The sequence below is a fragment of the Mesorhizobium sp. C416B genome, assembly GCF_030323165.1.
In the GTDB taxonomy this organism is placed as follows: domain Bacteria; phylum Pseudomonadota; class Alphaproteobacteria; order Rhizobiales; family Rhizobiaceae; genus Mesorhizobium.
Genome location: NZ_CP100471.1, coordinates 864,531 through 889,385, shown reverse-complemented (window position 1 = coordinate 889,385; position 24,855 = coordinate 864,531). Strand labels below are relative to the sequence as shown.

Annotated in this window: 21 protein-coding genes and 1 pseudogene; 7 read left to right on the top strand and 15 right to left on the bottom strand. The window is 64.0% G+C overall.

Annotated features, from left to right (window positions below):
- Positions 1 to 11: 11 nt before the first annotated feature.
- Entirely contained in the window at positions 12 to 1,070 is a 1,059-nt protein-coding gene (locus tag NLY43_RS04580; RefSeq protein WP_023711607.1) for a D-TA family PLP-dependent enzyme, read from the bottom strand.
- Between the two features lie 150 nt (positions 1,071 to 1,220).
- On the opposite strand from NLY43_RS04580, the gene NLY43_RS04575 reads away from it, so the two are divergent.
- Positions 1,221 to 1,907: a D-lyxose/D-mannose family sugar isomerase gene (locus NLY43_RS04575; protein ID WP_023711606.1), complete on the top strand. Its 687-nt coding sequence runs from the start codon at positions 1,221 to 1,223 to the stop codon at positions 1,905 to 1,907.
- Positions 1,908 to 2,148: 241 nt separating this feature from the next.
- Here NLY43_RS04575 and NLY43_RS04570 read toward each other — a convergent pair whose 3' ends face one another.
- Genes NLY43_RS04570 through NLY43_RS04545 form a run of 6 tightly spaced genes read right to left on the bottom strand, consistent with a single transcriptional unit; the run spans position 2,149 to position 8,105 of the window.
- The gene (locus NLY43_RS04570; protein ID WP_023698034.1) at positions 2,149 to 3,015 is read right to left on the bottom strand and encodes an RDD family protein; all 867 of its coding nucleotides are present in this window, start codon (positions 3,013 to 3,015) and stop codon (positions 2,149 to 2,151) included.
- Entirely contained in the window at positions 3,002 to 4,021 is a 1,020-nt protein-coding gene (locus NLY43_RS04565) for a stage II sporulation protein M (protein WP_023711605.1), read from the bottom strand. The genes NLY43_RS04570 and NLY43_RS04565 overlap by 14 nt, the downstream gene beginning before the upstream one ends.
- The gene (locus NLY43_RS04560; RefSeq protein ID WP_023711604.1) at positions 4,018 to 5,328 is read right to left on the bottom strand and encodes a DUF58 domain-containing protein; all 1,311 of its coding nucleotides are present in this window, start codon (positions 5,326 to 5,328) and stop codon (positions 4,018 to 4,020) included. The genes NLY43_RS04565 and NLY43_RS04560 overlap by 4 nt, the downstream gene beginning before the upstream one ends.
- The gene (locus NLY43_RS04555) at positions 5,325 to 6,281 is read right to left on the bottom strand and encodes an AAA family ATPase (protein ID WP_023711603.1); all 957 of its coding nucleotides are present in this window, start codon (positions 6,279 to 6,281) and stop codon (positions 5,325 to 5,327) included. Before NLY43_RS04555 ends, NLY43_RS04560 begins: the two co-directional genes overlap by 4 nt.
- Positions 6,268 to 7,476 (bottom strand): hypothetical protein, encoded by a 1,209-nt coding sequence (locus tag NLY43_RS04550; RefSeq protein WP_023711602.1) that lies wholly within the window; start codon positions 7,474 to 7,476, stop codon positions 6,268 to 6,270. The genes NLY43_RS04555 and NLY43_RS04550 overlap by 14 nt, the downstream gene beginning before the upstream one ends.
- Positions 7,473 to 8,105, bottom strand: coding sequence for a DUF4129 domain-containing protein (locus NLY43_RS04545; RefSeq protein ID WP_023711601.1), 633 nt, complete (start codon positions 8,103 to 8,105; stop codon positions 7,473 to 7,475). Before NLY43_RS04545 ends, NLY43_RS04550 begins: the two co-directional genes overlap by 4 nt.
- Before the next feature lie 44 nt (positions 8,106 to 8,149).
- Here NLY43_RS04545 and NLY43_RS04540 point away from each other — a divergent pair, with 44 nt between their 5' ends.
- Both NLY43_RS04540 and NLY43_RS04535 read left to right on the top strand, forming a co-directional pair.
- Positions 8,150 to 9,037, top strand: coding sequence for a hypothetical protein (locus NLY43_RS04540; RefSeq protein ID WP_245264537.1), 888 nt, complete (start codon positions 8,150 to 8,152; stop codon positions 9,035 to 9,037).
- Positions 9,038 to 9,100: 63 nt separating this feature from the next.
- Positions 9,101 to 9,979 carry a hypothetical protein gene (locus NLY43_RS04535; RefSeq protein WP_023711599.1) on the top strand — a complete coding sequence of 293 codons (879 nt, stop codon included), beginning with the start codon at positions 9,101 to 9,103 and terminating at the stop codon, positions 9,977 to 9,979.
- Positions 9,980 to 10,046: 67 nt separating this feature from the next.
- Here the strand turns inward: NLY43_RS04535 and NLY43_RS04530 are convergent.
- The 6 genes and pseudogenes from NLY43_RS04530 to NLY43_RS04505 all read right to left on the bottom strand — a co-directional run.
- Positions 10,047 to 10,279: pseudogene (locus NLY43_RS04530) on the bottom strand (hypothetical protein); the annotation flags it as partial.
- Between the two features lie 123 nt (positions 10,280 to 10,402).
- Positions 10,403 to 12,043: an ABC transporter substrate-binding protein gene (locus tag NLY43_RS04525; RefSeq protein ID WP_023711598.1), complete on the bottom strand. Its 1,641-nt coding sequence runs from the start codon at positions 12,041 to 12,043 to the stop codon at positions 10,403 to 10,405.
- Between the two features lie 414 nt (positions 12,044 to 12,457).
- A complete protein-coding gene (locus tag NLY43_RS04520; RefSeq protein ID WP_023713599.1) occupies positions 12,458 to 13,444 on the bottom strand; it encodes an alpha/beta hydrolase in 987 nt (328 codons plus the stop codon).
- 3 nt (positions 13,445 to 13,447) lie between these two features.
- On the bottom strand, positions 13,448 to 14,125 hold the full coding sequence (locus tag NLY43_RS04515) for an isochorismatase family protein (RefSeq protein ID WP_023711596.1): 678 nt from the start codon (positions 14,123 to 14,125) through the stop codon (positions 13,448 to 13,450).
- Positions 14,126 to 14,438: 313 nt separating this feature from the next.
- A complete protein-coding gene (locus NLY43_RS04510; protein WP_023705794.1) occupies positions 14,439 to 15,743 on the bottom strand; it encodes a M24 family metallopeptidase in 1,305 nt (434 codons plus the stop codon).
- 320 nt (positions 15,744 to 16,063) lie between these two features.
- Positions 16,064 to 16,960, bottom strand: a complete 897-nt coding sequence (locus NLY43_RS04505) for a GlxA family transcriptional regulator (protein WP_023713600.1) — start codon at positions 16,958 to 16,960, stop codon at positions 16,064 to 16,066.
- Between the two features lie 183 nt (positions 16,961 to 17,143).
- On the opposite strand from NLY43_RS04505, the gene msrC reads away from it, so the two are divergent.
- Positions 17,144 to 17,641 carry a free L-methionine (R)-S-oxide reductase MsrC gene (gene msrC / locus NLY43_RS04500; RefSeq protein WP_023711594.1) on the top strand — a complete coding sequence of 166 codons (498 nt, stop codon included), beginning with the start codon at positions 17,144 to 17,146 and terminating at the stop codon, positions 17,639 to 17,641.
- Here the strand turns inward: msrC and NLY43_RS04495 are convergent.
- Together NLY43_RS04495 and NLY43_RS04490 are read right to left on the bottom strand one after the other, a co-directional pair.
- Positions 17,638 to 18,672 (bottom strand): YeiH family protein, encoded by a 1,035-nt coding sequence (locus tag NLY43_RS04495; RefSeq protein WP_502882042.1) that lies wholly within the window; start codon positions 18,670 to 18,672, stop codon positions 17,638 to 17,640. The genes msrC and NLY43_RS04495 overlap by 4 nt on opposite strands.
- Positions 18,673 to 18,917: 245 nt before the next feature.
- On the bottom strand, positions 18,918 to 21,644 hold the full coding sequence (locus tag NLY43_RS04490; RefSeq protein ID WP_023711592.1) for an autotransporter domain-containing protein: 2,727 nt from the start codon (positions 21,642 to 21,644) through the stop codon (positions 18,918 to 18,920).
- Positions 21,645 to 22,387: 743 nt separating this feature from the next.
- On the opposite strand from NLY43_RS04490, the gene NLY43_RS04485 reads away from it, so the two are divergent.
- The 3 genes from NLY43_RS04485 to NLY43_RS04475 all read left to right on the top strand — a co-directional run bounded on the left by NLY43_RS04485 (position 22,388) and on the right by NLY43_RS04475 (position 24,809).
- Positions 22,388 to 22,858: a GNAT family N-acetyltransferase gene (locus tag NLY43_RS04485; protein ID WP_023705797.1), complete on the top strand. Its 471-nt coding sequence runs from the start codon at positions 22,388 to 22,390 to the stop codon at positions 22,856 to 22,858.
- A 13-nt stretch (positions 22,859 to 22,871) separates the two neighbouring features.
- Entirely contained in the window at positions 22,872 to 23,255 is a 384-nt protein-coding gene (locus NLY43_RS04480) for an ACT domain-containing protein (protein WP_023705798.1), read from the top strand.
- A 120-nt stretch (positions 23,256 to 23,375) separates the two neighbouring features.
- Positions 23,376 to 24,809 (top strand): aldehyde dehydrogenase family protein, encoded by a 1,434-nt coding sequence (locus tag NLY43_RS04475; RefSeq protein ID WP_023711590.1) that lies wholly within the window; start codon positions 23,376 to 23,378, stop codon positions 24,807 to 24,809.
- Positions 24,810 to 24,855: the final 46 nt, after the last annotated feature.

The following is a 24,855-nucleotide window of genomic DNA, read 5'->3' as shown; positions in this document are numbered from 1 at the left end:
AACGAAAAGCCTCACTCCATCCGCCCACGCGCTTCCACCTTCAGCGTTTCCAGCACCTTGTCACCGTCGATCAGATGCACCTGGTCGAACAGGTTGGTCACGACGCAGCAATGATCAGGCACCACGCGCACGCGCTCGCCAATGCGAAGCTTCGCACCATTTCCAAGCGTGACCGTGCCATGTTCCTCGCTCAAGCTGGTGACGCGGGCGCCGGGCATGCCGAGCAGCTCGCCAAAATCGGGGAGCCCCAGCGTGTCGCTGGACAGCGCCTTGCTGCCGCTGTCGAGGATGGCGCGGGCCGGCGTCGGATGGCTGACCACGGTGGCGAGCACCGTCAGCGCACAATCGTCGAGCGTGCCGACGCCTTTGGCGACCTGGTAGCGGTCGAGATAGATGTAGGTGCCGGGGCGGTATTCGGTAACGACGCTGTCCTCGCCGGAGCGCCACATATCAGGCGTGCCGCCGCTTGAAATGCGATCACAGGCGAGACCCGAGGCCGCGAGCGTTTGCTTGGCGCCGGCCAGCCAGGATTCAGCCTCGGCGGCGCGGCCGGCCGCGGGGTAGGTCATCAGCCCGCCGAAGGTGAGCCCCTTGGCTTGGTCGATCAACTTCGCCAGTGCCAGCGCCTCGGCGGCGCTCTGCACGCCGCAACGGCCCATGCCGGTGTCGCATTCGACCAGGACGGGCAGGGGGTGCCCGGTATCGGTGAAGGTGGCGGCGAGCCCCTCCAGCGTTTCGAGGCTGTCGGCCGTCACTGACAGTGTCACGCGGCCATGCAGCGCCTTGAGGCGCTCCAGCTTGGCGCGGCCAAGGATGTTGTAGGGCAGGAAAATATCGGTCAGCCCGGCATCGGCCATCACTTCGGCCTCGCCGATCTTCTGGCAGGTGATGCCGACCGCGCCGGCCGCCATCTGCTTCTTCGCCCAATAAGGCAGTTTGTGCGTCTTGATGTGCGGCCTGAGTTTCAGCCCGTGGCGGTCGGCATGCGCCTGCGCTCGTGCGATGTTGGCTTCGGCGCGGGCCGCGTCGATGAGGATCGCCGGCGTGTCGAGGTCGTCTATGCCTTGCATGAATGTCACCCTGGGAAATCTGGCTGGACTTATGGCCCCGATCCGCATGGATGTCATGGGGCCAGCATGCAGTTTGCGTCGACACCGCAGCGCTGTTCGGCTATGCGCTTCAGATAACTCCAGGGAACGCGACGCGAAGGGATCACGATCATGAAACGCTCCACCGTCAACGACATCATCCGCGATGCAGACGCCTTCATCCGCTCGTTCGGCTACATCATGCCGCCCTTCGCCTACTGGAGCCCGGAAGAGATGAAGGCGCGCAAGGCCGACTCCGCCGCCATTTTCACCTCGCGGCTCGGTTGGGACATCACCGATTACGGCCAGGAAAAATTCGACGAACTCGGCCTGTTCCTGTTCACCGTTCGCAACGGCGTCTACGCCGACATGAAGAAGGGCATGGGCATGCTCTATGCCGAGAAGATCATGATCTCGCGCAAGGATCAGCTGTCGCCGATGCACCGCCACAACATCAAGGCCGAGGACATCATCAACCGCGGCGGCGGGAAGCTGGTGCTCGAACTGTTCATGCACGATCGCGACGGCGGCATCGATCCGAAGGCCGAAGTGTCGGTGCCGGTCGACGGCACCATCCACAGGCTGCCGGCAGGCGGGCTGCTGAAGCTCGACCCGGGCCAGAGCGTGACGCTGATGCCCGGCGTCTGGCACGCCTTCTGGGCCGAGGGCAAGGATGTGCTGATCGGCGAGGTCTCGACCGTCAATGACGACCTTACCGACAACGTCTTCCGCGAGCCGATCGGCCGCTTCTCCAACATCGACGAGGACGTCGCCCCGTTGCACCTGCTGGTGTCCGACTACGAGAAGTGGGTGGGGTAGGCGAGAGGCACTCCATATCCATCGGCTGGTGCTGCCCCTCATCTGCCTGCCGGCATCTTCTCCCCGTATAGTGACGGGGAGAAGGGGCTGACCGCAAACCTCGGCGTCCATTCTGCCGAGCTGGCAAAATCCTCGGCAACAGCCTCTTTCTCCCCGTCACTACGGGGCGAAATGCCCGGCAGGGCAATGAGGGGCGGCGCCGACGGTTGGACTCACCCATCGCAGCAGTGGGCCTCTCTTTCTACCGCTGGTACTTATCCGCCTTGCGCGTCCCCAGCAAAAGCTTGCGCTCAAGCTGTGCCCGCAGCTCGCCATAATAGGCGGTGAGGAAGGCCCTGGAATCGACCGGCTCGATTGTCATGCCGATCTTGCGCCCGATCGTTTCGGCCACGGCTTTCAGCGCGAAATAGTCGTCGCGGCGCAGCACCTCTTCCAGCTTGTGCAGTTCGGCGATGCCATAGGCATCGAGCTGCGCCTGGGTGAAGCGGAAGGCGCGGGTGGTGGTATCCTGGCGTTGCGACAGGTCTTCGACCAGCGCCAGCTTGGGCGCCTCCACCACCCAGGTTCCGGCCAGCAGGTCGCCGATGCGCATGCGGTCGCGGTTGAACAGCGGGAAGAGCGCAAACAGCAGCGTCCACACCAGCCCGAAGATCGTCGACAGCGTGTCGGCGAGCCCCATCTGGCTGCGGCCTAGGATGATCGACAGCGGCAGGAAGATCTCGATCTCGCGCATCAGGTTGCGGGCGATGACCTGATCCACCGACAGGCCGGCGCCGCTGCGCGAAGCCACCCGGATGCCGAGCATCCGTTTGCCGGGCGTGGCGGCGCGGCGGCCGGCCTCGAAGACGATGAAATAGGCGTTGCGCAGGAAGAAGATCAGGATGATCCAGACGATGAACAGCGGCTGCGCGCCTTCGCCTTTGAGGCCGGCCAGCCCGAACAGTGCAACGATCGAGATCACGATCGCCGTGACGATGATGATGACAAAGTCGAGCAAGAAGGCGGCGGCGCGAGTGCCGGCATCGGCGAGCTTGATCCGGAGATCGACCCCTTCCGGCGTGATCAGCGGCCGTATCGTCGAGACGGCAGCACGCCTAGCGGTCGCCATGCCGCACCACCCTGAACACATAGAAATAACAGAGCCACAGCGTCAGCATGCCGCCGCCAATGGCGTAGCGTGTCACGTCGCTGGTGATCACCTGCCTGCCGATGCCTTCGAGCAGGCCGGCAAACAAAAGCATGATCGTCACCCCGACCATGGTGGTTGCGGCCACGCGCCCGGCATCGGCTGCCGCCGTCATCCGCGTCAGTTCGCCGGGGAAGGCGATGCGCGTGCCGATGCGCATGCCGGCGGCGCCCGCCAAGGCGATCGCGAACATCTCGGTGGTGCCGTGGATGGACAGCCAGCCGCCCAGCTCCAGCCCGAGCCTCTTGGCGATGTAGATCTGGAACATCGCGCCAAGCAGGCAGCCATTCATCAGGATCAGGAGCACGCTCGGCACCGCGAAAGCAAAGCCGAGCGCGAAGGCAAGGATCGCCACCTGGACATTGTGCGTGAACAGATAGGCGGCGAAGCCCGACAGGAAATTGCTGTCGGCGCCGTCATAAAGCACCTGTCGCAGGACTTCGACTGAGGCATCCGGGTTGCGCCCGCCGGCCAGGCTCGGCGGAATGATGGCGTCGAACCAGCCCTTGTCTTTGGCCACCAGCCAGTAGCCGGCGCCGGCGCCGACAAAGGTCAGGACGACCGACAGCAAGGTCTCGCGCCACAAATCGCGAATGGCATGCGGCCAGTCATGCAGAAAGAAATCGCCGATGCGCTGCCGCAAGCCGCGACGCGCGCCATAGAGGTAGAAGTAGCCGCGCAGGCACAGCGCTTCGAGATAGCTGACCAGCGCATTGTCGAGCGACGTCGCCCGCGCCACCGAAAGCGAGGACAGCGCCGAGCGGTAGAGCAGCGGCAGCGACAAAAGCTCGTCTTCCGACAGCGTGCGCGGCGCACGTTTCTCGACCCGGGCAAGCAGCGCCTCGAACGCCTTCCAGTCGGCCTCGCGCTCCGAACGGAAGCTCGCCAGCGACTGGCGCACCGCATCCTTGCCGACCAGCGCGTTCACAACAGATCCTCCCGCTTTAGCTCGAGATAGCGCTCGACCAGCGCCGGTCCGAGCCTCTGATGGTCGGCTTCGATGACATGCGCGCCGAGCAGCCTGAGCCTGCCGATGACGACCTGCCTTTCGCGCAGCAGCCCGCCGGCAACGACCGAGCGCGCCACATCCTCCGGTGCGTCCGGCGGCATGTCGGCCAGTGTCTCCAGTTCGACATCCTTCATCATCATGAACAGCACCAGATGCCGTTCGGTGAGCCGACCGACGGTGCGCAGCATCAGTTCGGCGCTGATCGGATCGACGAAGTCGGTGAAGATGATCACCAGCGAACGCCGGTCGAGCTTTGCTGCAAGGGTCGTCAGCGCCAGGGTGAAATTGGTCTCTTCGGTGGAATAGTCGATCTCCGCCGCCCGCTTCTGGATCATGGCGAAGCTGGCGGAGCCGCGCACGGCGCCGCTGGAGACGCGCGGCCGCGCATCGAAGCCGAACAGGGAGACCATGTCGCCGCCCTTCAGCGCAATGAACGCCGACAGCAAGGCGGCGGTGACCGCGCGGTCGACCTTCGGCACGCCGTCGACGGGCTCGCACATCAGCCGGCCGCTATCGATGGCTAGCACGATGTTGTTGTTCTCCTCGATACGGAATTCGCGCGCCAGAAGCCTGCCGTGGCGGGCGCTGCGCTTCCAGTCGATCATGCGCCGGCCCATGCCGGGCTGGTAGTCCTTGAGCGCCTCGAATTCGCGGCCCTGGCCGGCGCGGCGCTGCGCATGTCCGTCGGGCAGCGCCTGGCGCTGCAGAAGCGTGATCGCCTCGTCGCGGGCGCTGCTGACGTTGGGCAGCACCGCCACCTTGCCGTCCATCGGCAGAACCACCTGGTTCCAGACCAGCCCGAACGGCCCGCGCCAGCGCACCCACAGGCGATCGAACCTGGCAATGCCGCGCCGCAGCGCCTGAAATCTGAGATCGAGCGATGCGCTGCCGGCCTCGGCGGTCGATGCGCCGCCGGTGCCGCCCAGCGGTTGCAGCCGCTCGTCATGGCCAAGACGCGCCTGCACGGCGCGCGGCCGTCCGCCGAGCCTGGCGGTGACATTGACGGTGAGCTGGCCGCCGACGCTGACCTGCGGCGGGGCGTGGATGCTGGCGTTCAGAGAAGCCCGTCCGCGCCCGGCGGCCGCGTCCACGGCCAGGAAAGCAAGCAGCGCGCAGATCCACAAAAGGCCGAGATACCACAGCGACGGCAGCGCGAGCGCGATCAGGAAGGCCGGTATTGCACCGGCCGCACCTGCCCAGACTGCCCGGCCGCTCGGATAAATCAACGTGGCGCTTCCGTCTGGTCTACAAGGTCGGTCACGATCTGTTCGACCAGGCGGCCGTCGATCTGCGCCGCCGGCGACAGGATAACGCGATGGCGCAGCGCCGGCACGGCAAGCGCCTTGACGTCGTCGGGGATGACATAGGCGCGCCCGTCGAGCGCTGCCCGGGCGCGTGCGGCTCTCGCCAGCATGGCGCCCGCACGCGGGCTGGCGCCGACTTCCAGATCGGGGCTGGCGCGCGTGGCCCGCACCAGCCTTGCGATATAGTCCACGACGTCGTCGACAAGCGTGACCCCGCCGACGGTCGCCAACGCCTTTTCCAGCGTCTTGCGGTTGGCCTGGGCGGTGATGCCGTATTGCTTGATATCGTGCGAGGCGGTGCCGCCGCCATGGTGGATGATGATCGCCTTTTCCTCTTGCGCGCCGGGGTAGCTCACCCGGTGCTTGAACAGGAAACGGTCGAGCTGGGCTTCGGGCAGAGGATAGACGCCCTGATGTTCGATAGGGTTCTGCGTCGCCACCACCATGAAGTTCGGGCCGAGCGCATGCGTGGTGCCGTCGAAGGTGACGGCATGCTCCTGCATCGCCTCCAAAAGGGCAGCCTGGGTCTTGGGCGGCGTGCGGTTGATCTCGTCGGCGAGCAAAAGGTCGCAGAAGATCGGGCCGCGCGTCAGCGTGAATTGCCCGGTCTGGAAATTGTAGATGTTGGAACCGACGATATCGCCGGGCATCAGGTCGGGTGTGAACTGGATGCGGCCATAGGCGACGCCCAGCGCCTGGGCAAAGCAGCGCGCCGTCATCGTCTTGGCCGTACCCGGCGGTCCTTCGAGCAATATATGCCCGCCGGCGAACAATGCCGTCAGCATCAGATCGACCGTATCGTGTTGCCCGGTGATGGCCTTGGCCACCTCTTCCCTGATCTGTGTCGCCAGGGCCTTCACATCATCGACGTTCACCGAGCCTCCTTGCCGTCCAGTCGTGCAGCTTTTCGGCTGCATCATGCATTTGTGTCAGGGTCTTTGCCGCGTTCGCAGCTTGCAGGCGGGTCGTGAACCCGCCGGCTTCGTCCTTATCGCGGGAATCGAGCCAGCGGTCGAGCGCTTCGCCCTGCAAACCGTGCGGCGCGCCGAGCAGCGCGCCGGCGCGCACCCGCGCCAGGGTTCCATAGCGGTCGCCCAGTTCCTCCAGCCGGCCCGCGCGGCGCAACAGCATCGCCGTGGTGTCGACCAGCGCGCGTTTGCCGAAGGCGATGGCGCGCTGATCGGCCCGTGGCGGCCCGAACCGGCCAAGGCCATGCAGGAAGGCAAGTGCCGCCGCCGCCAGGATGGTCAGCGTCAGCGCCAGGAAGGGCGGCTCGACCAGAAGCTTGGCGAGATCGTATTTTCGCCCGACGCCATGCAGCGTCAGGTCGAACATGACGGCACCCTCTTCGGGCTGCAGGAGCTCGATCAGCTTGAGCGCCGCCGCCGCCTTGTCGGGATCTTTCAAGCCGGCGTTATTGATGAGATCGGGGTCCGTCAGAATGTAGAACCGCTCGTCTTCGACCTCGGTCAGCACGGCCTTACCGTTGCCGGCGGCAATCAGCGGGTGTTCGTCGGCCACCCATTGCAGCTGGTCGGGAACGCTGACCATTTGCCCTGAGACGTCGAGTTGCTTGACCGTGGTCTCACCTTCGCCGAGCTTGGCCTTGGCGATCCGGGCGAGCCAGTCGTTGACCACGACGTCAGGCAGCCGCTGGATCTTCATCTCCCACCCCTCGTGCTCGAACAGCGGCAAGGTCGCCCATTTGGGCAGCACGAACAGCGTATCCAGGCCCTTGCGAAGCTTGACGATGTTGGCAAGCGCATCCGGGTCGCTGTCGGGCGAAATCGTGACGATCAGGAGGTTCGTGTCGATCTGGAGATCGCTGTCGGACCGCGCCATGTCGGGCGCTTCGCCGGTCAGCTCCAGCCATTCCGCCAAGCCGGCATAGCCGATGCCGCTCTTCGAGAGCGGCGTTGCGCCACCGACGCTCGGCTGGCGAAAGTCGGGCGCATAGGTGGACAAAAGGAAGAAGCCCGCTGCCGCGAGCAGGCTGGCGAAAATGCCCCAGAACAGCGTCCTTCGGCTGAACGGTTCCTGCTGGGCGATGTCGGCTGTCGCGTCGCTCACGTCCAGGCATCCCTGAAGACGAATCGCTCATAGGCGCTGCGCGCCTCCTGCCAGCCCTCGGGCCCGACCGGCCGGCGCGCGAACAGAGCGGCCTCGACGATGCGCGCGATCTGGGTAAAGGCGCCACGCGCCCGCGTTGGCAGCGACGCCGCTCCCGCGATATCGCGCGCGGTCAGCGACGGGCGCAGGAAGTCGGGCAGGCGGCCGGCAATGTCGGCAACGCTGCGGCGCAGCAGGAGATGCACCGCCTCGTCATACTCGCCCCGGGCGGCGAGCGCATCGGCTTCCGACAGCAGGACCTGCGCGGCGCCAACGTCGGGGTGCCATGTCGCTTCCGCCTCGGTCACGCTCTTTTTGCGCCACCAGGGCAGGCGCCAGGCGACGCCTTTCACCTCAAGGAAAATCAGCATGAGGATGATGGCGGCACCTGTGATCACCGCTCCCCAGAACAGGTAGATCATATAGGGGCCGAGCCACTTGAGGAACTCGCCCAGCGGCTTCAGCCACTCCGGCGTCTCCGGCGGCCTGAAGGCCGGCAGGTCGAACTGGATCGAATCGTCCGACAGCAACTGCTTGTGCAGTTTGGCCAGCCATTCGGCTTGCGCAGCGTCCGGCTGTGCAGCAGTCACCTTCTCGCCCCCATGAACCTGCGGTCCCCGAGCCGACACTGGCAATGCAGCGTAACTTTTGCAAGTGGGCTAGACGCCAGTCGTTAATCTTGGCAAATTTACTACTGCGGCTGCCGGACAATATTCGGCGGTGGAACAGGGGGCGCATCATGACTTCGGCAACATTTGCACGGCCTGAGAAATTTCAGATCGGCAGGGTCTTCAACAACAGCTTCTCCGTCATCGGCCGCAACGTCGTACTTTTCGTGGGGCTTTCGGTGCTGTTTGCGGGGGTGCCGGCAGTTATTCTTCGGCTATGGACCGAATCGCGCATGCAGGCGCTCCTAACGGCCAATCCCGGCGCTGCGGCCGACCCCGCCCTGGTGTTTAGCAACATTTGGGTGACGCTCCCGGCCAGTTTCATTGCCTCCCTTTTCGTATTGGTGCTGCAGTCGGCGCTCGTGCGAGCCACAATCGAGGATTTGAACGGCAAGCGGCCGACCTTGGGCGATTGCCTGCAGATAGCCATCCGATATTTTCTGCCGACATTGGCGATCGGCCTGCTCGTCGGCCTGGGCGCAGGCCTAGCCGCGCTTGCGTTGCTGGTGCCCGGCATCATCTTGTGGCTGGGCTGGTCGGTTGCGATACCGGTTCAGATCCAGGAGCGGCTCGGCGTGTTCGGCTCGATGTCGCGCAGCCGCGCCCTGACCAAGGGCAGCCGCTGGTCGCTCTTCGGCTTGTTCCTTGTCCTGATCATCATCGGCATGGTCATCCAGGGCGCGGTGGGCGTGTTTGTCTACCTGTTTCACGACATTGTCGCTACTGTCGTGGCGGCACTGGTGCAGAGCGTGATGTCGATGTTGCTGTCGGTCGCCGCCGCCGTCAGCTATGTCGAGCTGCGCCAGGTCAGGGAAGGCACCAGCATCGACGAACTGGCCGAGATTTTCTCGTAAGCCGACGGGTTTGCACCGCCTTGACCCGGTCAGGTCAAGGCGGGTGCCAGGGCAGGAGGCATCGTGACGTCACTGGCGCAGGACCGACCGGAAAAATTCCGCATCGGCAGGGTCTTCAGCAACAGCTTCGCGGTTATTGGCCGCAATCTGGGTTTCCTTGCTGTGGTTGTCGGACTTTTCTCGACACTGCCCGCACTGCTGTACAACCTCTGGAACCTGTCCCGGGCGGCTACATCTGTGAACGTCGACAGCGCCGGGAACGCCGCCGCTTTCGAAACGTCGGCCATGGGAGACTACTCGGCCTTGTCGATAATCGCTTCCTTGATCATTTTCGTGCTGGCCTTGTTGGTGCAAGCGGCGCTTGTCAGGGCGGCGATCGAGGATTTGAACGGCAAGCGGCCGGTCATCGGCGACTGCATCCAGATAGCATTGCGCAGCTTCTTGCCCACGCTGGGCATAGGCATTCTGGTCATTGTCACTGTGGTGGTGGCTGTTTTTGTGATGGTTTTCATCGCCTGGGTCATCCCCCCTATCGGCTGGCTGATCGGGCTTGCCCTGGCGTTGATCCCAGCTTTTATGTGGCTGATTTCCGTGTCGGTTTCCGTGCCCATTGCGGTTCAGGAGCGGCTTGGCGTATTCGGCTCGATATCGCGTAGCCGTGCCCTGACCAAGGGCAGCCGCTGGTCGATATTCTGGCTGCTGCTGATCATTGGCGTGGCGGCGATGCTCATCCAGGCGGTGTTCACTTTGTTTTTCGGACTGGCGGTCGCCACCACCGGCGGCATTACCGGCGTCGGTGTCCTGGTCGGAGCGCTCGGCAGCACTCTGGTGTCGACGATCTTTTCGACGATGCTGTCGGTGACCATTGCCGTCACCTATGTCGAACTGCGCCAGGTCAAGGAAGGCACCAGCGTCGACGAACTGGCGGAGATTTTCTCGTAGGAGGCGAAAGCTGACTCGGCTGGTCGGACGGCGGGATCTCAGTGACAACAAGCGTGTTTCGCCTGCACGCTCGTCCGTGCTCCTTCCAGGTGAGGTTATAAAAAGGCCCGGCGGCATAGGCGATGCCCCAATGCACGAAGGCGCAATCAGGATCTGTCTCCAGCGCCTTCTCGAAGCACTTTATGCCTTCCTCATGGTTGAAGCCGTAGCACCAGTTCAGCCCGATATCGAACCAGCGCTGCGTCTCGGCCGAGGTGGTGGAATGGGGTGGCGATAGGTGCCGAGGTCGAAATGATCCATGCCTGATTCGCTCTGAGCCGAGAGTCGGTCAGGCGCAATCTGTGCCAAAATTCTTGCGCATGGCAAATGGCATTCGGCTGGCGTGGTCCTCCGAACCCCCAGCCGTTTTCGTTCTGGAAAGGATCACCCCTCCAGCCACACCTTCTCAAAATGCTGCTCCAGCGACTGGTGCTGTTCGCAGCCCTGCACGCCTTTGCGATAGGTGCGGTAGACCGAGCGCCAGTAGGGCTGGATGATGATGCCGGCATCGCGCAGATTCTGCTCGACCCTGGCCATGATCTCCTTGCGCTGGGCGGCGTCCGGCGTTGCCAGCGCCTTGTCGAGAAGCGTGTCGAATTCCTTGTCGGCATAGGCGCTTTCGTTCCAGGCGGCGCCCGATTTGTAGGCGAGCGCCAACACCTGGACGCCGAGCGGGCGGCCCAGCCATTCGGTTGTGGAGAAGGGGTATTTGCTCCAGTCGTTCCAGAAGGTCGCGGCGGGCAGCACGGTTCGCTTGATCTTCAGGCCGGCCTCACGCATCTGCGCGGCGATCGCATCGCCGGTGCTCTTTTGCCATTCGACGTCGACCGAGATCAGCTCGAATTCGTGGTCCGTCTTGCCGGCCTCGGCGAGTAATTTCTTGGCCTGTTCCGTGTCGCGCTTGGCCGGGCCGATATCGGCAAATTCCGGGTGCATCGGGCCGACATGGTGATTGTCGGCAGGCTTCCCGCGGCCGCCGAGGCCGAGCGCCAGCACGGCCGAATTGTCGACCGCAAGCTGGGCGGCGCGGCGCACCTTGACGTCGTCATAGGGCGCGTTGCCGACATTGAAGCGGGCAACGATAGTCGAGCCGGTGGCGATCTCGGAATTCAACAAGCCCATTTGCTCGGTCTGCGACACGGCGTCGGACGCGGTCTCGTGGTCGGTGTCGATTTCGCCGGATTCGAACGCCGACAGCATGGCGTTGGGGTCGGAGCCGTAATCGACCCATTTGATGCCGTCGAGGTAGAAGTCGCCCTTCCACCAGGGCTTGTCCTTGCGCTTCACCTCCGCACTGGTCTCGGCATTCCAGCTGACCAGTTCGCAGGGGCCGGTGGTGATCGCCAGCGCCTTCATCGGGTCGTCGCCGCCCTCATAGGAGCGGTGCATGATCAGCGCGGGATAGTCGGCCATGCCGGCGATCAGCGAAATGTCGGGTTTCGGCAGATTGAGCTTTACGGTGAAGTCGTCGACCTTCTGGATGCCGCCATCGACCGGCTTCTTGGTGTCGGCATTGACCAGCGCGCCCATGCGTGCGGCGACCGAATTGCCGGCGACGGAAGCATCGCACCAGCGGCTGAGATTGTGGATGACGTCATCGGCGTTGAAGGCGTCGCCATTCGACCAGGCGATGCCCTTGCGCACATGAAGCGTCAGCGTCTTGGCGTCGTCGCTGGTTTCCCAGCTTTCGAGCAGCCACGGCTCGAAGGTGAAGTCGCGGTTCCAGCGCACCAAATATTCGTTGCAATGGCGCGCTACATTGGACATTTCGACGCCGTCGAAAGTACGTGGATCCTTGAAGCCCTTGACGTTCATGGCGACGCGCAAGGTGCCGCCGCGTTTCGGCTCTTCGGCCCGGGCAGGCGAAGGGGAAAGGCCGCCCAGCGCCAGCGCGCCGGCGGCGCTGACGCCGAAGCCGGCCATGATGGCGAGATATTCGCGCCGGTTGACGCCGCCTTTCCTGAAATCATCGGCAACGGGCTTCGCCTGCGGGTGCAAATTGCGGTCGGTCAGCATGAATTTCATCGTTGTTCCCTCTTTTGTCGGGCGCCCCGACGGTCCGCCTCCGCTGGGGGGCGGATGCGATCATCGGGCGCCGTTGCCTGAGCAGGTGATGATAAAGCGGGCCGATCCCGGGAAATGTTCTCATTTCCGCAATTCTTGTGCGCCACTCCGCAGAGGTAGACGGCCAATCTCCCCCCTTGTGGGGGAGATGTCCGGCAGGACAGAGGGGGGCGCTGTCCCGCCATCCCGTCTGCCGACTGGAGTATCTTCACAGATAATCGTTGCGTTGATTTAGGATACTGAAGGGCCGCGATCCTTCGCGCCCCCCTCTGGCCTGCCGGCTTTCGTCGTTCGGAAAGCCAAGCAATTGGCTTTCCATCCGCTACGCGGACCACTCCTCAACCCCCATGAGGGGGAGATCAGCGCTTCGCCGCCTCAATATGGCCAGTCGTTCTTGCCGAGCACGGCGACGGCGGCGATGGCTGCAAGCGTGCACACGAACGCCTCGCCGGCGCGCGGAACACTTTTGCGGGCGCGCAGAAAACTGTGCACCAGCCGCGGCTCCTCATACCACCAGGCGCGGCCGCCGGCGGCAACGACGCGGTCGCGATAGGTCTCGCCGTCCGACGACAGCGGATCGCACTGGGCAGTGATGATGACAGTCGGCGGCAGGCCGGAGAAGTCGTTGTCTTTCAGCGGAGAAAAAGTCGGGTCGTCGGGCGACTGTGCCGGGGCAGCGCGAATGGTGCGGTAGAACGCGATGTCGCGCAGCGTCAGCAACGGTGCCTCGGCATGTTCGACATAGGAGCCGGCACTCTCGTCGCCGCCGAGGCCGGGGTAGATCAGCACCTGGCCGGCCGCCCGGCGCAGGTGGCGGCGAGACGCGTGCGCGACCGCGGCGGCAAGGTTGCCGCCGGCGCTTTCGCCGACGAGCACGATCGGCAGGTCCGTTGTCACCGCCGCCCATTCGAACACGGTCAGCGCGTCGTCGAAGGCGGCCGGGTGGGGATGTTCCGGCGCCAACCGGTAGTCGGCCGAGACAACGTCGAAACCGGTGCCGGCGCAGATCTCGGCGCAGATGTCGTCATGGCTGTCGAGCCCGCCAAGCACAAAGCCGCCGCCATGATAGTAGACGATGACGGCGCGCACGGGCTTGCCCGCCATCCGATAGTAGCGGATCGGGATGGCGTGCCCTGCATCGGCGGCGATGATGCCGCCGCTGGCCGAAACCCCTTTGGGATAACCCTGATGGAAGGCGCGGCACATCGCATCATAGACCGACCTTTGCTCGGCGATCGGAAGTTCGGCGATTTCTGGCGGGAACCAGTCATTGACCAGGTCGATATACTCCCACAGCGCCGGATCGAGCAGGGTGGCGTATTTCCCCCGCCTGGCGGTCTTGAGCTTGTGGACCGTGCCCATCTCTCAGAGCTCGCCGTAGAGCCGTTCGGCGTTTTCAAAGGTGAAGCGCAGCGGTACCGAGCCTTCGACCTGCCATGCATCGATGGTGTCGCCCGCCATCAGCCGGCACGCGTCTATCGTGTTGGTGACGGCGCCGCCATAGAGCCGGTTGGCAAGGTTGAGGATGGCGGTCTGGTGCATGGCGGCACTGCCGCTGCCGCAGGCATCCTTGACCAGAAGCACGCGAAAGCCGGATGCCACCGCGTCCTTCACGGTGGCGTCGATGCAGGCCTCGGTCCAGACGCCGGCGACGATCAGCCATTCGATGCCGCGCGCCTTGAGTTCGGTTGCGGCAGGCCCGGCGCCGAAGGCGCTGGCCTGCGTCTTGAGCAGCATCGTCTCGCCGGCCGCGGGCGCCACTTCCGGGCAGATTTCCGTCAGAGGATCGCTCTTGTCGGAAAAGGCGGACTTGCCGTCGGCGTCGAGCGGATGGAAGGGATGCGCCTTGGCGGCATCGACGATATAGGCCCAGTGGCAAAGCGGCACGAAGTTGCGCCGCGCCGCCGCCTGCAGGCGCTGGACGTTGGCCAGCACCTCGCCATAACCTTCGACCAGATAGCGCTTGTCCTGCCGATGCTCTTCCTGGAGGTCGATGAACGCCGCGGCGACCGCGCCGCGTTTGATCGAGATGGGGCTTTTCATGCGGATGGGCCTATGCCTGTCGTCGCCAACGCCGCTCGGGTCGTGTCGACGCAAACGGTGGCGATTAGCGGGTGCCTCCCCACCTTCGTCATCCACGGGCGAAGCAGGAGCGAAGCTCCGTCGCGAAGACCCGAGGATCCATTCCGTGAGGTTGGCCGTGGGGTGCGGCGGAGCAGAACTTGCACCGTTGCGGCGCGGATGAGTCCCGGCATGGATCCTAGGGTCTGCGCCGCGTCGCTGCGCTCCTTGCTTCGCCCTAGGATGACGACGGGATTGGCGTTCGCGCTGGTTGCCAAGGGATGCGAAACGACCATCAAACCTGTTTCTCCAGAAACTCATCCTCGTAGGGAAAGCGTGACAGAAGCTCGGTGCCGGTGTCGGTGATCAGGATTTCGTCCTCCAGCTTGACGCCCTCGCGGCCACCTTTCTCGCCGATATAGCTTTCCACGCTCACCACCATGCCGGGCACGACAACACCGTCGCGGCCATAGGTCTCATAGTCCATGGCATGCGCGATGAACGGCGTCTCGCCATGCATGCCGACGCCATGCATCACCGAGGTATAGCGCTGGTCGACGAAACGGTCCGGGATTTTCCACGCTCTTTCGGCGATCTCGCGAAACGCCATGCCAGGTTTGACAATCGAAATGTTGTGCTGAACCTGGTCGTGCGCCATGCGGTAGAGCGATTTCTGATAGTCGGTCGGCTTGCCAGGCCCGCAGCGGAAGGTGCGCGAAAAATCGGAATAATAGCCATAGCAGCCGATCGTGTCGGTATCGAGCGCCAGAAGCTCGCCCGGCCGGATCTTGCGGCCGCTGGCCTCGTTGAACCACGGATTGGTGCGCTGTCCCGAGGTGAGCAACCGCGTCTCGATAAACTCGCCGCCCTGGCGGATCACCTCGCCATACATGATGGCGAACAGCTCGTTTTCGGAGACGCCGGGCTTGATCGCCTCGCGCACGGCATAAACAGCGGCTTCCGCGCCAGCCATCGATACCTGCAGGCATTTGACTTCCTCGGGTGTTTTCACCGCGCGCACCGCCAGGATCTCGCCCTGACAATCCCTGACGTCGCAGCCGCGCTTTTCCAGCGCCAGCGCCTGCAAATGGCTGCAGCGGTCGAGCCCGAGCTTCATCGAGCCGCCGCCATGTTTCTTCAAAAGCTCGGCGATCTCGTCGGCGAAGGGGCCGGCGGTTTCGTCGTCGCGGCCCGACACCGAAGACCATACCAGCTTGGACGGGCGCGCCTCGTCGATCGTGTCGAGCACCATCGAGACATGGTAGCTCTGCGGGTACTCGAACAGCACGATCGGCCCGTCGGTGGGGATGAAGAAATACCGCGTCGAGTTGCGCAGGAAATAGCCGAACATGTTGCGCGAGCCGGTGGCGTAGCGCTGGTTGTAGGGGTCGAACAAAACGACGCCGCCATAGCCCGCCTCGCGCATCCAGCCGCGCAGTTTCGCCAGCCGCCCTTTGCGCAAGGCGTCGGCATCGATGAAGGACGGCTCGGTATCCGACAGCCACATGCCGCCGGCGGAGTCGGCCGCGACCGGGTGGCGCATGCGGTCCTTGAAATCCACATCCTCGGTGCTGTCCGGGTCGAAAACGACGATGCTCATGGTGCGCCTCCTGAAGGCCTGAACATAGCTACGAACTGCAGAATGTCTGTGCGAGAATCCGCAGATGTCGTGCGAAATGCCGCAAGAGGGCATGGATACAAAGGGCAATGTTGCGATCCTTCGCGCCCCCCTCTGTCCTGCCGGACATCTCCCCCACAAGGAGGGAGATTAGCAGCTTTCGCGTCCCGCTCGCCCTGCAACGATGGTGATTGGCGAAAGCCGAGGCGACATCTGATCTCCCCCCGTGTGGGGAGATGTCCGGCAGGACAGAGGGGGGCGCTGTCCCGCCAGCATCTCACCGCGTTAGCGCGCAGCGCCCTCTAATGCCGCCGCATCGCCTTCGGCGCGTGCCCATGCTCCTCGCGAAACGCTCGGGCAAAACTTGACATGGACGCGAAGCCGCAGGCCAGCGCCACGTCTCGCACCATCAGCGTCGAATGGGCCAACAGGTCGGCGGCGCGCCGCAGCCGGAGCCGCCGGTAATATCCATTGGGCGAAATGCTGAGCTCAGTGCGGAAATTGCGCTCCAGCTTGTCGGAGGAGACGCCGAGCCTTGCCGCCAGTTCCGTCATCCCAAGCCGCGCCTCGACCGCATCCTCCATGAGGGCGATGGCCGACAGCACCAGTTCGTTCTGGACGCCGGTGCGCAGGCGCAGCGGCATCAGCTTGCGGTCGACGCTCGAACGCAAGGGGCTGTGCACGAACCATTCGGCAACGCCCGCCGCGAGCTCGCCGCCATAATCGTTGGTGATGATCTCCAGCATCATGTCCAGGCTGCCGACGCCGCCGGCCGAGGTGAAGCGCTTGCGGTCGATGACGTAGAGATCGCGCCGAAGCTCGATATCCGGGAACGCCTCGGTGAAGGCGGCCTGGCTGGTCCAGTGCAAGGTGCAGGCATGGCCGTCGAGCAAGCCGGCCCTGGCGAGGAAGAAGGCGGCGTCGGCCACCGCGCCGATATGGGCGCCGGCGCGCAGGCTCCTGCGGATCCAGGCAACCGCATCGTCCGCGACAAGCAAGTCCGCGTTGCCGCCGGAGCAGACGACGATGCGGTCGACCTTCGGTGCGCTCGAGGCTGAGAATCCCGGTTGTATGACAACCCCATTGGACGCCTCGACCGTGCCCTGGTCGGCGCCGACGATCACCCAGCGGTAACAATCGCGCTTGGCCAGCACGTTGGCGGCGCGCAATGGCTCGATCACCGAACTGAACGCCATCATCGGAAAGCCGGGAAAGACCAGAACGGCGAAGGTGAGGGGACCTTCGCTCGCTGCGGGTTGCGCCCGGTCGTGTGTTTGGCTGGCACGGTCGGTATTCACAATTGTGTATTTCCTGGGAGCGTCATTGGTGGCAGACAGGAAATGTAACGGGCTTTTTGGCCCGCCGGCAATGGAGACGACGCCATGTTTGCGGCCCAAACCATCGACAGCACCGACAAGCCGGCCTTCTACCGCGAACTGGCCACCCACTTGAAGGCGCTGCTGGAAGGCGAGAGCGACTCCGTCGCTAACGCCGCCAACACATCGGCGCTGATCTTCCAGATGGTGCCCGATCTCAACTGGGCCGGCTTCTATTTCCTGGCGTCGGACGAGGAGCTGGTGCTTGGACCGTTCCAGGGCAAGCCGGCCTGCGTGCGCATCGCCGTCGGCAAGGGCGTGTGCGGCACCGCCATCGATCTCGAAATGTCGATGCTGGTCAAGGATGTGCATGAATTTGCCGGCCACATCGCTTGCGACGCCGACTCGCGCTCGGAACTCGTCGTGCTGCTGAGGGACAATGACGGCGTCTTCGGCCTGATCGACCTCGACAGCCCGACGCCCGGCCGCTTCGACAAGGACGACCAGGCCGGCATCGAGGCGCTTGCCGCGATCTATGTCGCGGCGAGTTCGTTCGAGGATTAAGCGAACTTCACCAGCATCAGGCTGAAGCAGCCGATGAACAGGAAGGCGCAGGAGGCGAGCGCCAGCGGGCGAAGGCCGCGCGAGCGCAGCTGCGAAATGTTGGCCTGCAGACCCATGGCGGCGAGCCCCATGGTCAGCATGATGGTGGTGGCGAACGCCATGGCCGACTTCACTTCGGCCGGCACGGCAACCAGGCTGTTCAGCGCCACGACGGCGATGAAAGCGGCGACGAACCACGGCATCGGCGGCCGCGCACCGGATTGGTCGCTTGGGCGATCGCCATTGCTCTTGCGGCGCGCCATCAGGCCGAGCGCGATGACCATCGGCGCCAGCATGGCGACGCGGGTCAGCTTGGCGACGGTGGCGATCTCGCCGGACTGGGCGCCGTTCTGGAAGCCGGCGCCGATGACCTGTGCCACCTCGTGGATCGAGGCGCCGGCCCACAGGCCGAATGCGTGCTGGTCGAGGCCGAGCACCGGCGCCAGCAGCGGAAAGCCGAGCATGGCGACGGTGCCGAACAGCGTGATCGAGGCGACGGCATAAGTGACGTCCTCGTCACGCGCATCGGTGACGATGTTGGTGGCAACGATCGCCGAAGCGCCGCAGATCGAGGTGCCGGCGGCAATCAGCTGCGCCAGCTTGGCGTCGACGCCGATCAGCCGGCCAAGCGTGATGGTGAAGACGAAGGTCGCTCCAAGGGTCAGCGCCACGATGCCGACGCCGCCGGCGCCGATGGAGACGACCTGGCCGAGCGTCAGCTGAAAGCCGAGCAGCACGATGGCAAAGCGCAGCAGGCGCTTCTGCGAGAAGGCGATGCCGGCCTTGGCGTGGGCGGGGGTGCCGAGCACGTTGGAATAGATCAGGCCGGCGACGACGGCGAGGATCATCGGGCTGAACAGCGCGAAGCCGGAGACATTATGAGCCGAGAAGGCCACCCCCGTGATCATCGCCACCAGCACGATACCGGGGATGACGCCATTCCACACGGAATCGAGCCGCTTCCGGCCCACGGCCAGGTCGGCGGAAATCATGCTGATCGGAATATCGTTCGCTAGCTGGGCGGCGGCAGACAATGCAATTCTCCAGGCAAGTACCTCAGGAGAATGTCATTCCAGAATCGATCTTTCCAACGAATTGTTCTTGTTGGAATGATCGATTTTTGTGAACGTTTAGGGCGGCCGAGGTCAGAATGAGAGAGCGGCCGGGCGAAACCTGGAGCCGCCCTAGATCATGATGAATTCCCATCACGATCTAACCCCACTTTTTGGATCATGCCCTAGTATTTCATCCCAATTCGCGCGGCGATCGTATGGTCCTGGCTGTCGCCGTTGCTGCCGACCGCGGTGCTGTAGTTCAGCCCGAAGGCAATACCGCCGATTTGCGCATCGACGCCGAGCCCGATTGACAAATAGTCGTTGGAAAAGGCATCTGCGTCCAGCGCGTAGGGCGTGGTGCCGATATCGGCATAGCCGAGGCTGACGCGGCTGGAGCCGGCAAAGTCGTGCGTATACTCAAAGCGCGCGCGCGGTGTGAGCAGACCCCAGCTGGTAGGAATGTTGTTCTCGATGCGCAGGCCAAGGGTGCCCGACAGCGTGTCGACGGTCTGCTTGCCGAAGGTCAGATTATAGATGTCGCCACCCGTCTCGGTGAAGCCGCCAAGCGTGGAGTGGGACCCCGACAGACGTCCATAGGGTGATATCAGAGAGTCCGGCCGGCGAAATTCGTAGCCCGCCGTCAGCGACCCGAAGACCTGGCTTCCGTCGCGCGTTCCAGACGCGAAATCGCCGGTATCGGTCACATAGCGCTCACTGTCGAAATTGAGGGCGCCATAGCCGGCAAGGCCATCGACAAAAAAACCTGGCGCCGGGCGGTAGCTGCTATAGGCGGCGACCGAGATGGCATGGGCGCGGCTTTCGGTGCCGTTGCTCCCGACGTCGGTGACGTCATGGCCATAGCCAAACCCGAGACCGGCGGTGAAGGTCGGGGAAAAGCGGTAGTCGGCACCGACGCTCACGCCGACCAGCGTATGGTCGAGCTTGATGGCTCCATCGTCATCGGTGCCGAAATTGACGTAGCCGCCGCTCCAGAAGGCCAGTTCGCCAAATGGGTTCTCGGCCGGCAGTGACGACGTCTGGGTGTCCACGTCCGTGCCAGTTGAAGACTGTCCGGTCTTGATCGGCGACGCGCCGGTCGAAGTCCTGTCCTGCTTTGCGTTGGCGTTGGGCTGAATGCGCTCCGGATTGGGCGCTCCGTAAGTGGACTGCGACGATGCCGTGGCGATTGCGGCGAGCGCCGGATCGTTCGCCGCATTCTGCTGCTGAGCGTATGCGTCGGGATTGTCCGACGATTGCTGGACGGCAACGCTGAGGCCTATCGAATTGTGGCGCTGGTCGCCCTCATTGTGGAGCTGTTCCAGCCTCTGTCCAAATCCCTGGATCTGAATGTCGGCGAAGTGCTTTGCCGCCTCCACCTGTGCCCGAATCAGGCCGATCACTTCCGGATCGCGGGAGGGGTCGGGCCGTGCCGTGACGTTGATGGTCACGGTTACCGGAGGTGACGTTCCGTCGGCATTCGAGAGCGTGTAGGTCAGGCTGGTTGTGCCGGCAAAGGTGGCTGCCGCGGCAAACTGCAGGATATAAGCGCCGCCATCGGGCACAATGGAAGCCGTGCCCGCTTCGCCCGGCGGCGGCGAGGCAATCGTGGCGCTGGTAAACGGCCCATTCGTCGCCCCTTGCGTCAGGTCGAGGGACCCGGTCGTTCCGGCCATCACGTCCAGCGTGTGGTCCTGTGCCGACGGCAAGTGGATCTCGACGGCCACAGTGTAGTCACGTTGGCCCGTAACGCCGTTGCTGTCCGTGGCCCGCACCGTAAAATCGTAATTGGCCGCGACAGTGGGTGTGCCAGCCAGCGTACCTCCAGGCGAGAGCGCGAGGCCGGGAGGCACTGAGCCGGAAATCACGGTGAAGGTGTAGGGTGCGGCGCCGCCATTGGGGCTGCTTGCCGTGATGGTCTGGCTGTACGGCGTGCCAATATGCGCATTCGGCAATGTTGCCGGCGACAGCTCCACCGTGACCGTGGTGCAGGACAGGACAAGATTGGTCACGTCGGCTCCCGCCACCGTGCCCGAGGCCGTCGTGACCGTGCATGTCTGGTCGGCCGGCTTGGCAGTAACCTCAACGCTCCAGTTGGAGCCGGTCAGCAGGCCATCCGCAAAGGCAAAGGTGGTATCGCCGACATTCACGTCCCTGGTTTGCGTCCCTGCCGGCGAGCTTGATGTCAATTTCAAACTCACCGTCCCGGTCTGACCGCTCGCCGTGCCGCTGATCACATAGAGCGGCTCATCAAAACAGATCAATGCGGACCCATCGCCTGAATTGACGCCTTCCGCCACCGCAGCCGATTGCAGCGAGCCGGCATCCGATGATCCGCCGCCGCCGCCGCCGCCGGCGCCGTTCCAGTTCTGCTGGCACGAGGTCGTGCCGACGCCTGCGCCGCCACCACCGCCGCCGACAGTAGCCCCGCCACCGCCGCCACCAGCATATCCGGCGCCCAGGAAAGACCCTGAGAAATTTCGTGCAGTTCCGCCTTGGCCATTTGTCTGACCGGCCGTGCCAGGAAAACTATCGCACCCAGCCCCGATCGCGCCACCGGCACCTACAGTGCCACCTTCACCGCCAAAGGGGCCAAGGCCGCCCGAAACATCGGTTCCTGCCGAGCCGGATCCCCCGCTCTTGCCACCGACGCCACCAGCTATCGAATTTGTAGTGTGCCAGCCCCCGTTGCCACCGCCGCCACCGCCGCCAGCAATTGCCAGGCGGGTTCCGCCCAGCCGCAGGTCGGTCGCCCCGCCACCATTGCCGCCGTCGGGAGTACCGCTCGCGCCACCGGGATTGACCGCGAGCGAGCCACGGCCGCCAACGCCGACAGAAAGGATGTCACCCGGCGCGACAGTCAAGGAACCGCTCACCTGGCCGCCGAGCCCGCCGGCGCCGCCTGGGCTCAATGGGCTGCCCCCGATGGTGCCGGCGCCGCTCTTGCCAACCCCGCCTTGCGCTCCCTTGAGGTATACTGTGGCGGAATGGGTGTTGCCAGGAACCGAGATGGACTGGTCGCCGCCAGTAAAGCTAAAAGCATGAGCTGTCTGTGTGGGACTACAAGACTGCCCGAGCGCTGACGTCGTGCCCGCGAGCGCGTAGACGACCGTCATCGCGCCTAACAAACGTGAGATTGTACGCTTTGCCGGCCCTCGATGCATGGCGCCCCCCCCCGTCAGCCCGTCCAGTGCTTCTCCGCTTATATTATGATGCCAAGATTAGATCAAATAGAAATTTGAACCAATGGTAGGTTGAATGTCCAACAATATTAGCTGTTGCTGTTTTTTTGTACGCGTACGAGAGCCCTACTCGACGGCGCAGCAGTTTAGGCGAGCAACCACCGCGCAAGGTGAAGACTGGCGTTGCCTGGCAGTACACTTATGGCCTTGCCGGCGCCGCCCGCTCTAGCCGCGCGGGTCAACTCGGAGGCTGGGCCAACGCCAAAATCTTGACAGCGCCGCGCTGCCTGCTCCAGCGTGGCGTCATGTTCGTTTTCTCGTTCGCCATCGCCAAGCGACGCCGTTCCTGCACCACGCAGCGCGGCAAGCTGTTTGCGCGACGAAAAGGACCGGCCCAATAAAATTCCGGTTCGTTCGTTCCAGCCCCGCCCTCGACGTCTGCCGGCGGGGTTTTCATGTCTGGAGCCTTTGCCATGTCCAATTCTTCCATCCTGTTTCGGCCGGCCCAACCGGCGGACGCTGCCGCCATCAGGGACATTGTGCGTGCCGCCTATGCCAAATGGGTGCCTCTGATCGGCCGCGAGCCGCTGCCGATGCGCGCCGACTATGACAAGGCGGTCGCCGAACATCCGTTCGATCTCGCCATCGAAAATGGCCGCATCGTCGGCATGATCGAGACCATCCTGGCCGACGATCATCTCTGGATCGAGAATGTCTGCGTCGCGCCACAGGCGCAGGGCAGGGGCATCGGCCGGCTGTTGCTGGAACGGGCGGAGCAGAAGGCGCTGGAGGCCAGCTGCTTCGAGCTGCGCCTGCTGACCAACGGCGCCTTCATGGCCAATGTGTTGTTGTACAAACGGCATGGCTATACGATCGACCGGGAGGAGCCGTTCATGAACGGCATGACGGTCTATATGAGCAAGAAACTGGGTGATGGCCGATAACAGGGAGGATCGGATGGCAGTCAGGGTCCGGTTGAAGCCGCTCACGGGGCGGTATGCGGTTTCGCGCCTCGAAGCAAAAGACAGCATTCCCGGCTGGGCGGACGGGCCGGGCTTCGTCAGCATCACCAGGACAGAGGACGAGCTTTCGGTCGTCTGCCTGCAGGATCGGGTGCCGGACGGGGTGAAGCATGACAGGGACTGGGTCGCCCTGAAACTCCAAGGTCCCTTTGCCTTCGACGAAACCGGCATCGTCCTGTCGGTGATAAAGCCATTGTCGGAAAGCGAACTCGGCATTTTTCTGGTATCCACCTTCGATGGTGACCATCTGCTCGTCAAAGCCAAGGATGAAGCCGCGGCAAGGGGGCTTCTGGTCGCGGCGGGGCACACGCTTCTGTAGCCGTAGGCTCAATCGCCCGCCCTTGCGTTTGACATCGCTCTTGCCCCATCGTTATCCCTGAACCGATACGACGATCTGGCGATCGCCCCCATCAATTCAGAATCCCCCGAGGAGAAGCCCGTGTCACACAATCTGCAGTTCTATATCGACAGCGTGTGGGTCGATCCTGTCGTGCCCAGCACACTCGACGTCATCGACCCGTCAAACGAAGATGCTTTCGCGCAGATTTCGCTCGGCTCAAAGGCCGATGTCGACAAGGCGGTTGCGGCCGCCAAGCGCGCCTTCGAGACATTCGGCTTCACTTCGGTCGAGGAGCGCCTCGATATCCTCAACCGCATAATCGAGGTCTACAAGAAGCGCAGCGCCGATCTGGCGCTGGCCGTATCGCGCGAGATGGGCGCGCCGCGCCAGATGGCACTCGACAGCCAGGTCGGCATTGGCCTGGCACATCTGCGGAAGATGGCCGAGGTGCTGAAGTCGTTCGAATTCCGCCACGTCAAGGGCTCGTCGCTGATCGTCAAGGAGCCGATCGGGGTCGTCGGCCTGATCACGCCGTGGAACTGGCCGCTGAACCAGATCACCTGCAAGGTCGGTCCCGCCCTTGCCGCCGGCTGCACCATGGTTCTGAAGCCCTCGGAAATCGCCCCGCTCGACGCCATCATCTTTGCCGAAATCATCGACGAGGCAGGCGTTCCCAAGGGCGTCTTCAACCTCGTCAACGGCGACGGCCCGGGCGTCGGCCAGGCGCTGTCCAGCCATCCCGATGTCGACATGATGTCGTTCACCGGGTCGACCCGCGCCGGCATCCTGGTCGCCAAGGCGGCCGCCGACACGGTCAAGCGCGTGCATCAGGAACTCGGCGGCAAGTCGGCCAACATCCTGTTTCCCGATGTCGATCTCGAAAAGGCCGTCAGCAAGGGCGTCGCCGGCTGCTTCAGCAACTCGGGCCAGTCCTGCAACGCGCCGACCCGCATGTTCGTGCCGCGCGACCGCCATGACGAGGCGACCGGCTACGCCAAGACGGCGGCCGAAAAATTGACCGTCGGCCCGGCCGATGCGGCCGGCACCAAGCTCGGCCCGGTGGTCAGCCAGATCCAGTTCGACAAGATCCAGGACCTGATCCAGGCCGGCATAGATGAAGGCGCCACGCTGGTCGCGGGTGGACCGGGGCGTCCGGCCGAGCTCAACCGCGGCTACTATGTCCGCCCCACCGTGTTCGCCGACGTCACATCAGACATGCGCATCGCGCGCGAGGAAATCTTCGGGCCGGTGCTGGCGATCATGCCTTACGACACAGTGGAAGAGGCGATCGGCACCGCCAACGACACTGTCTATGGGCTGGCGTCCTACATCCAGGCCAAGGATATCGAGAAGGCCCGCGAAGTCGCCGCCCGCATGCGCACCGGCAATGTCTACATCAACTATCCGCAATGGGACGCCGGCCTGCCATTCGGCGGCTACAAGCAATCCGGCAACGGCCGCGAATACGCCGAATACGGGCTGGAGGATTTCCTCGAGATCAAGGGCATCGCCGGCTATGAGGCGGCGGAGTAGGCCTAACCCTTGGGGACCGGCAACCAGCCGGTCTCGAGGCTTCAGC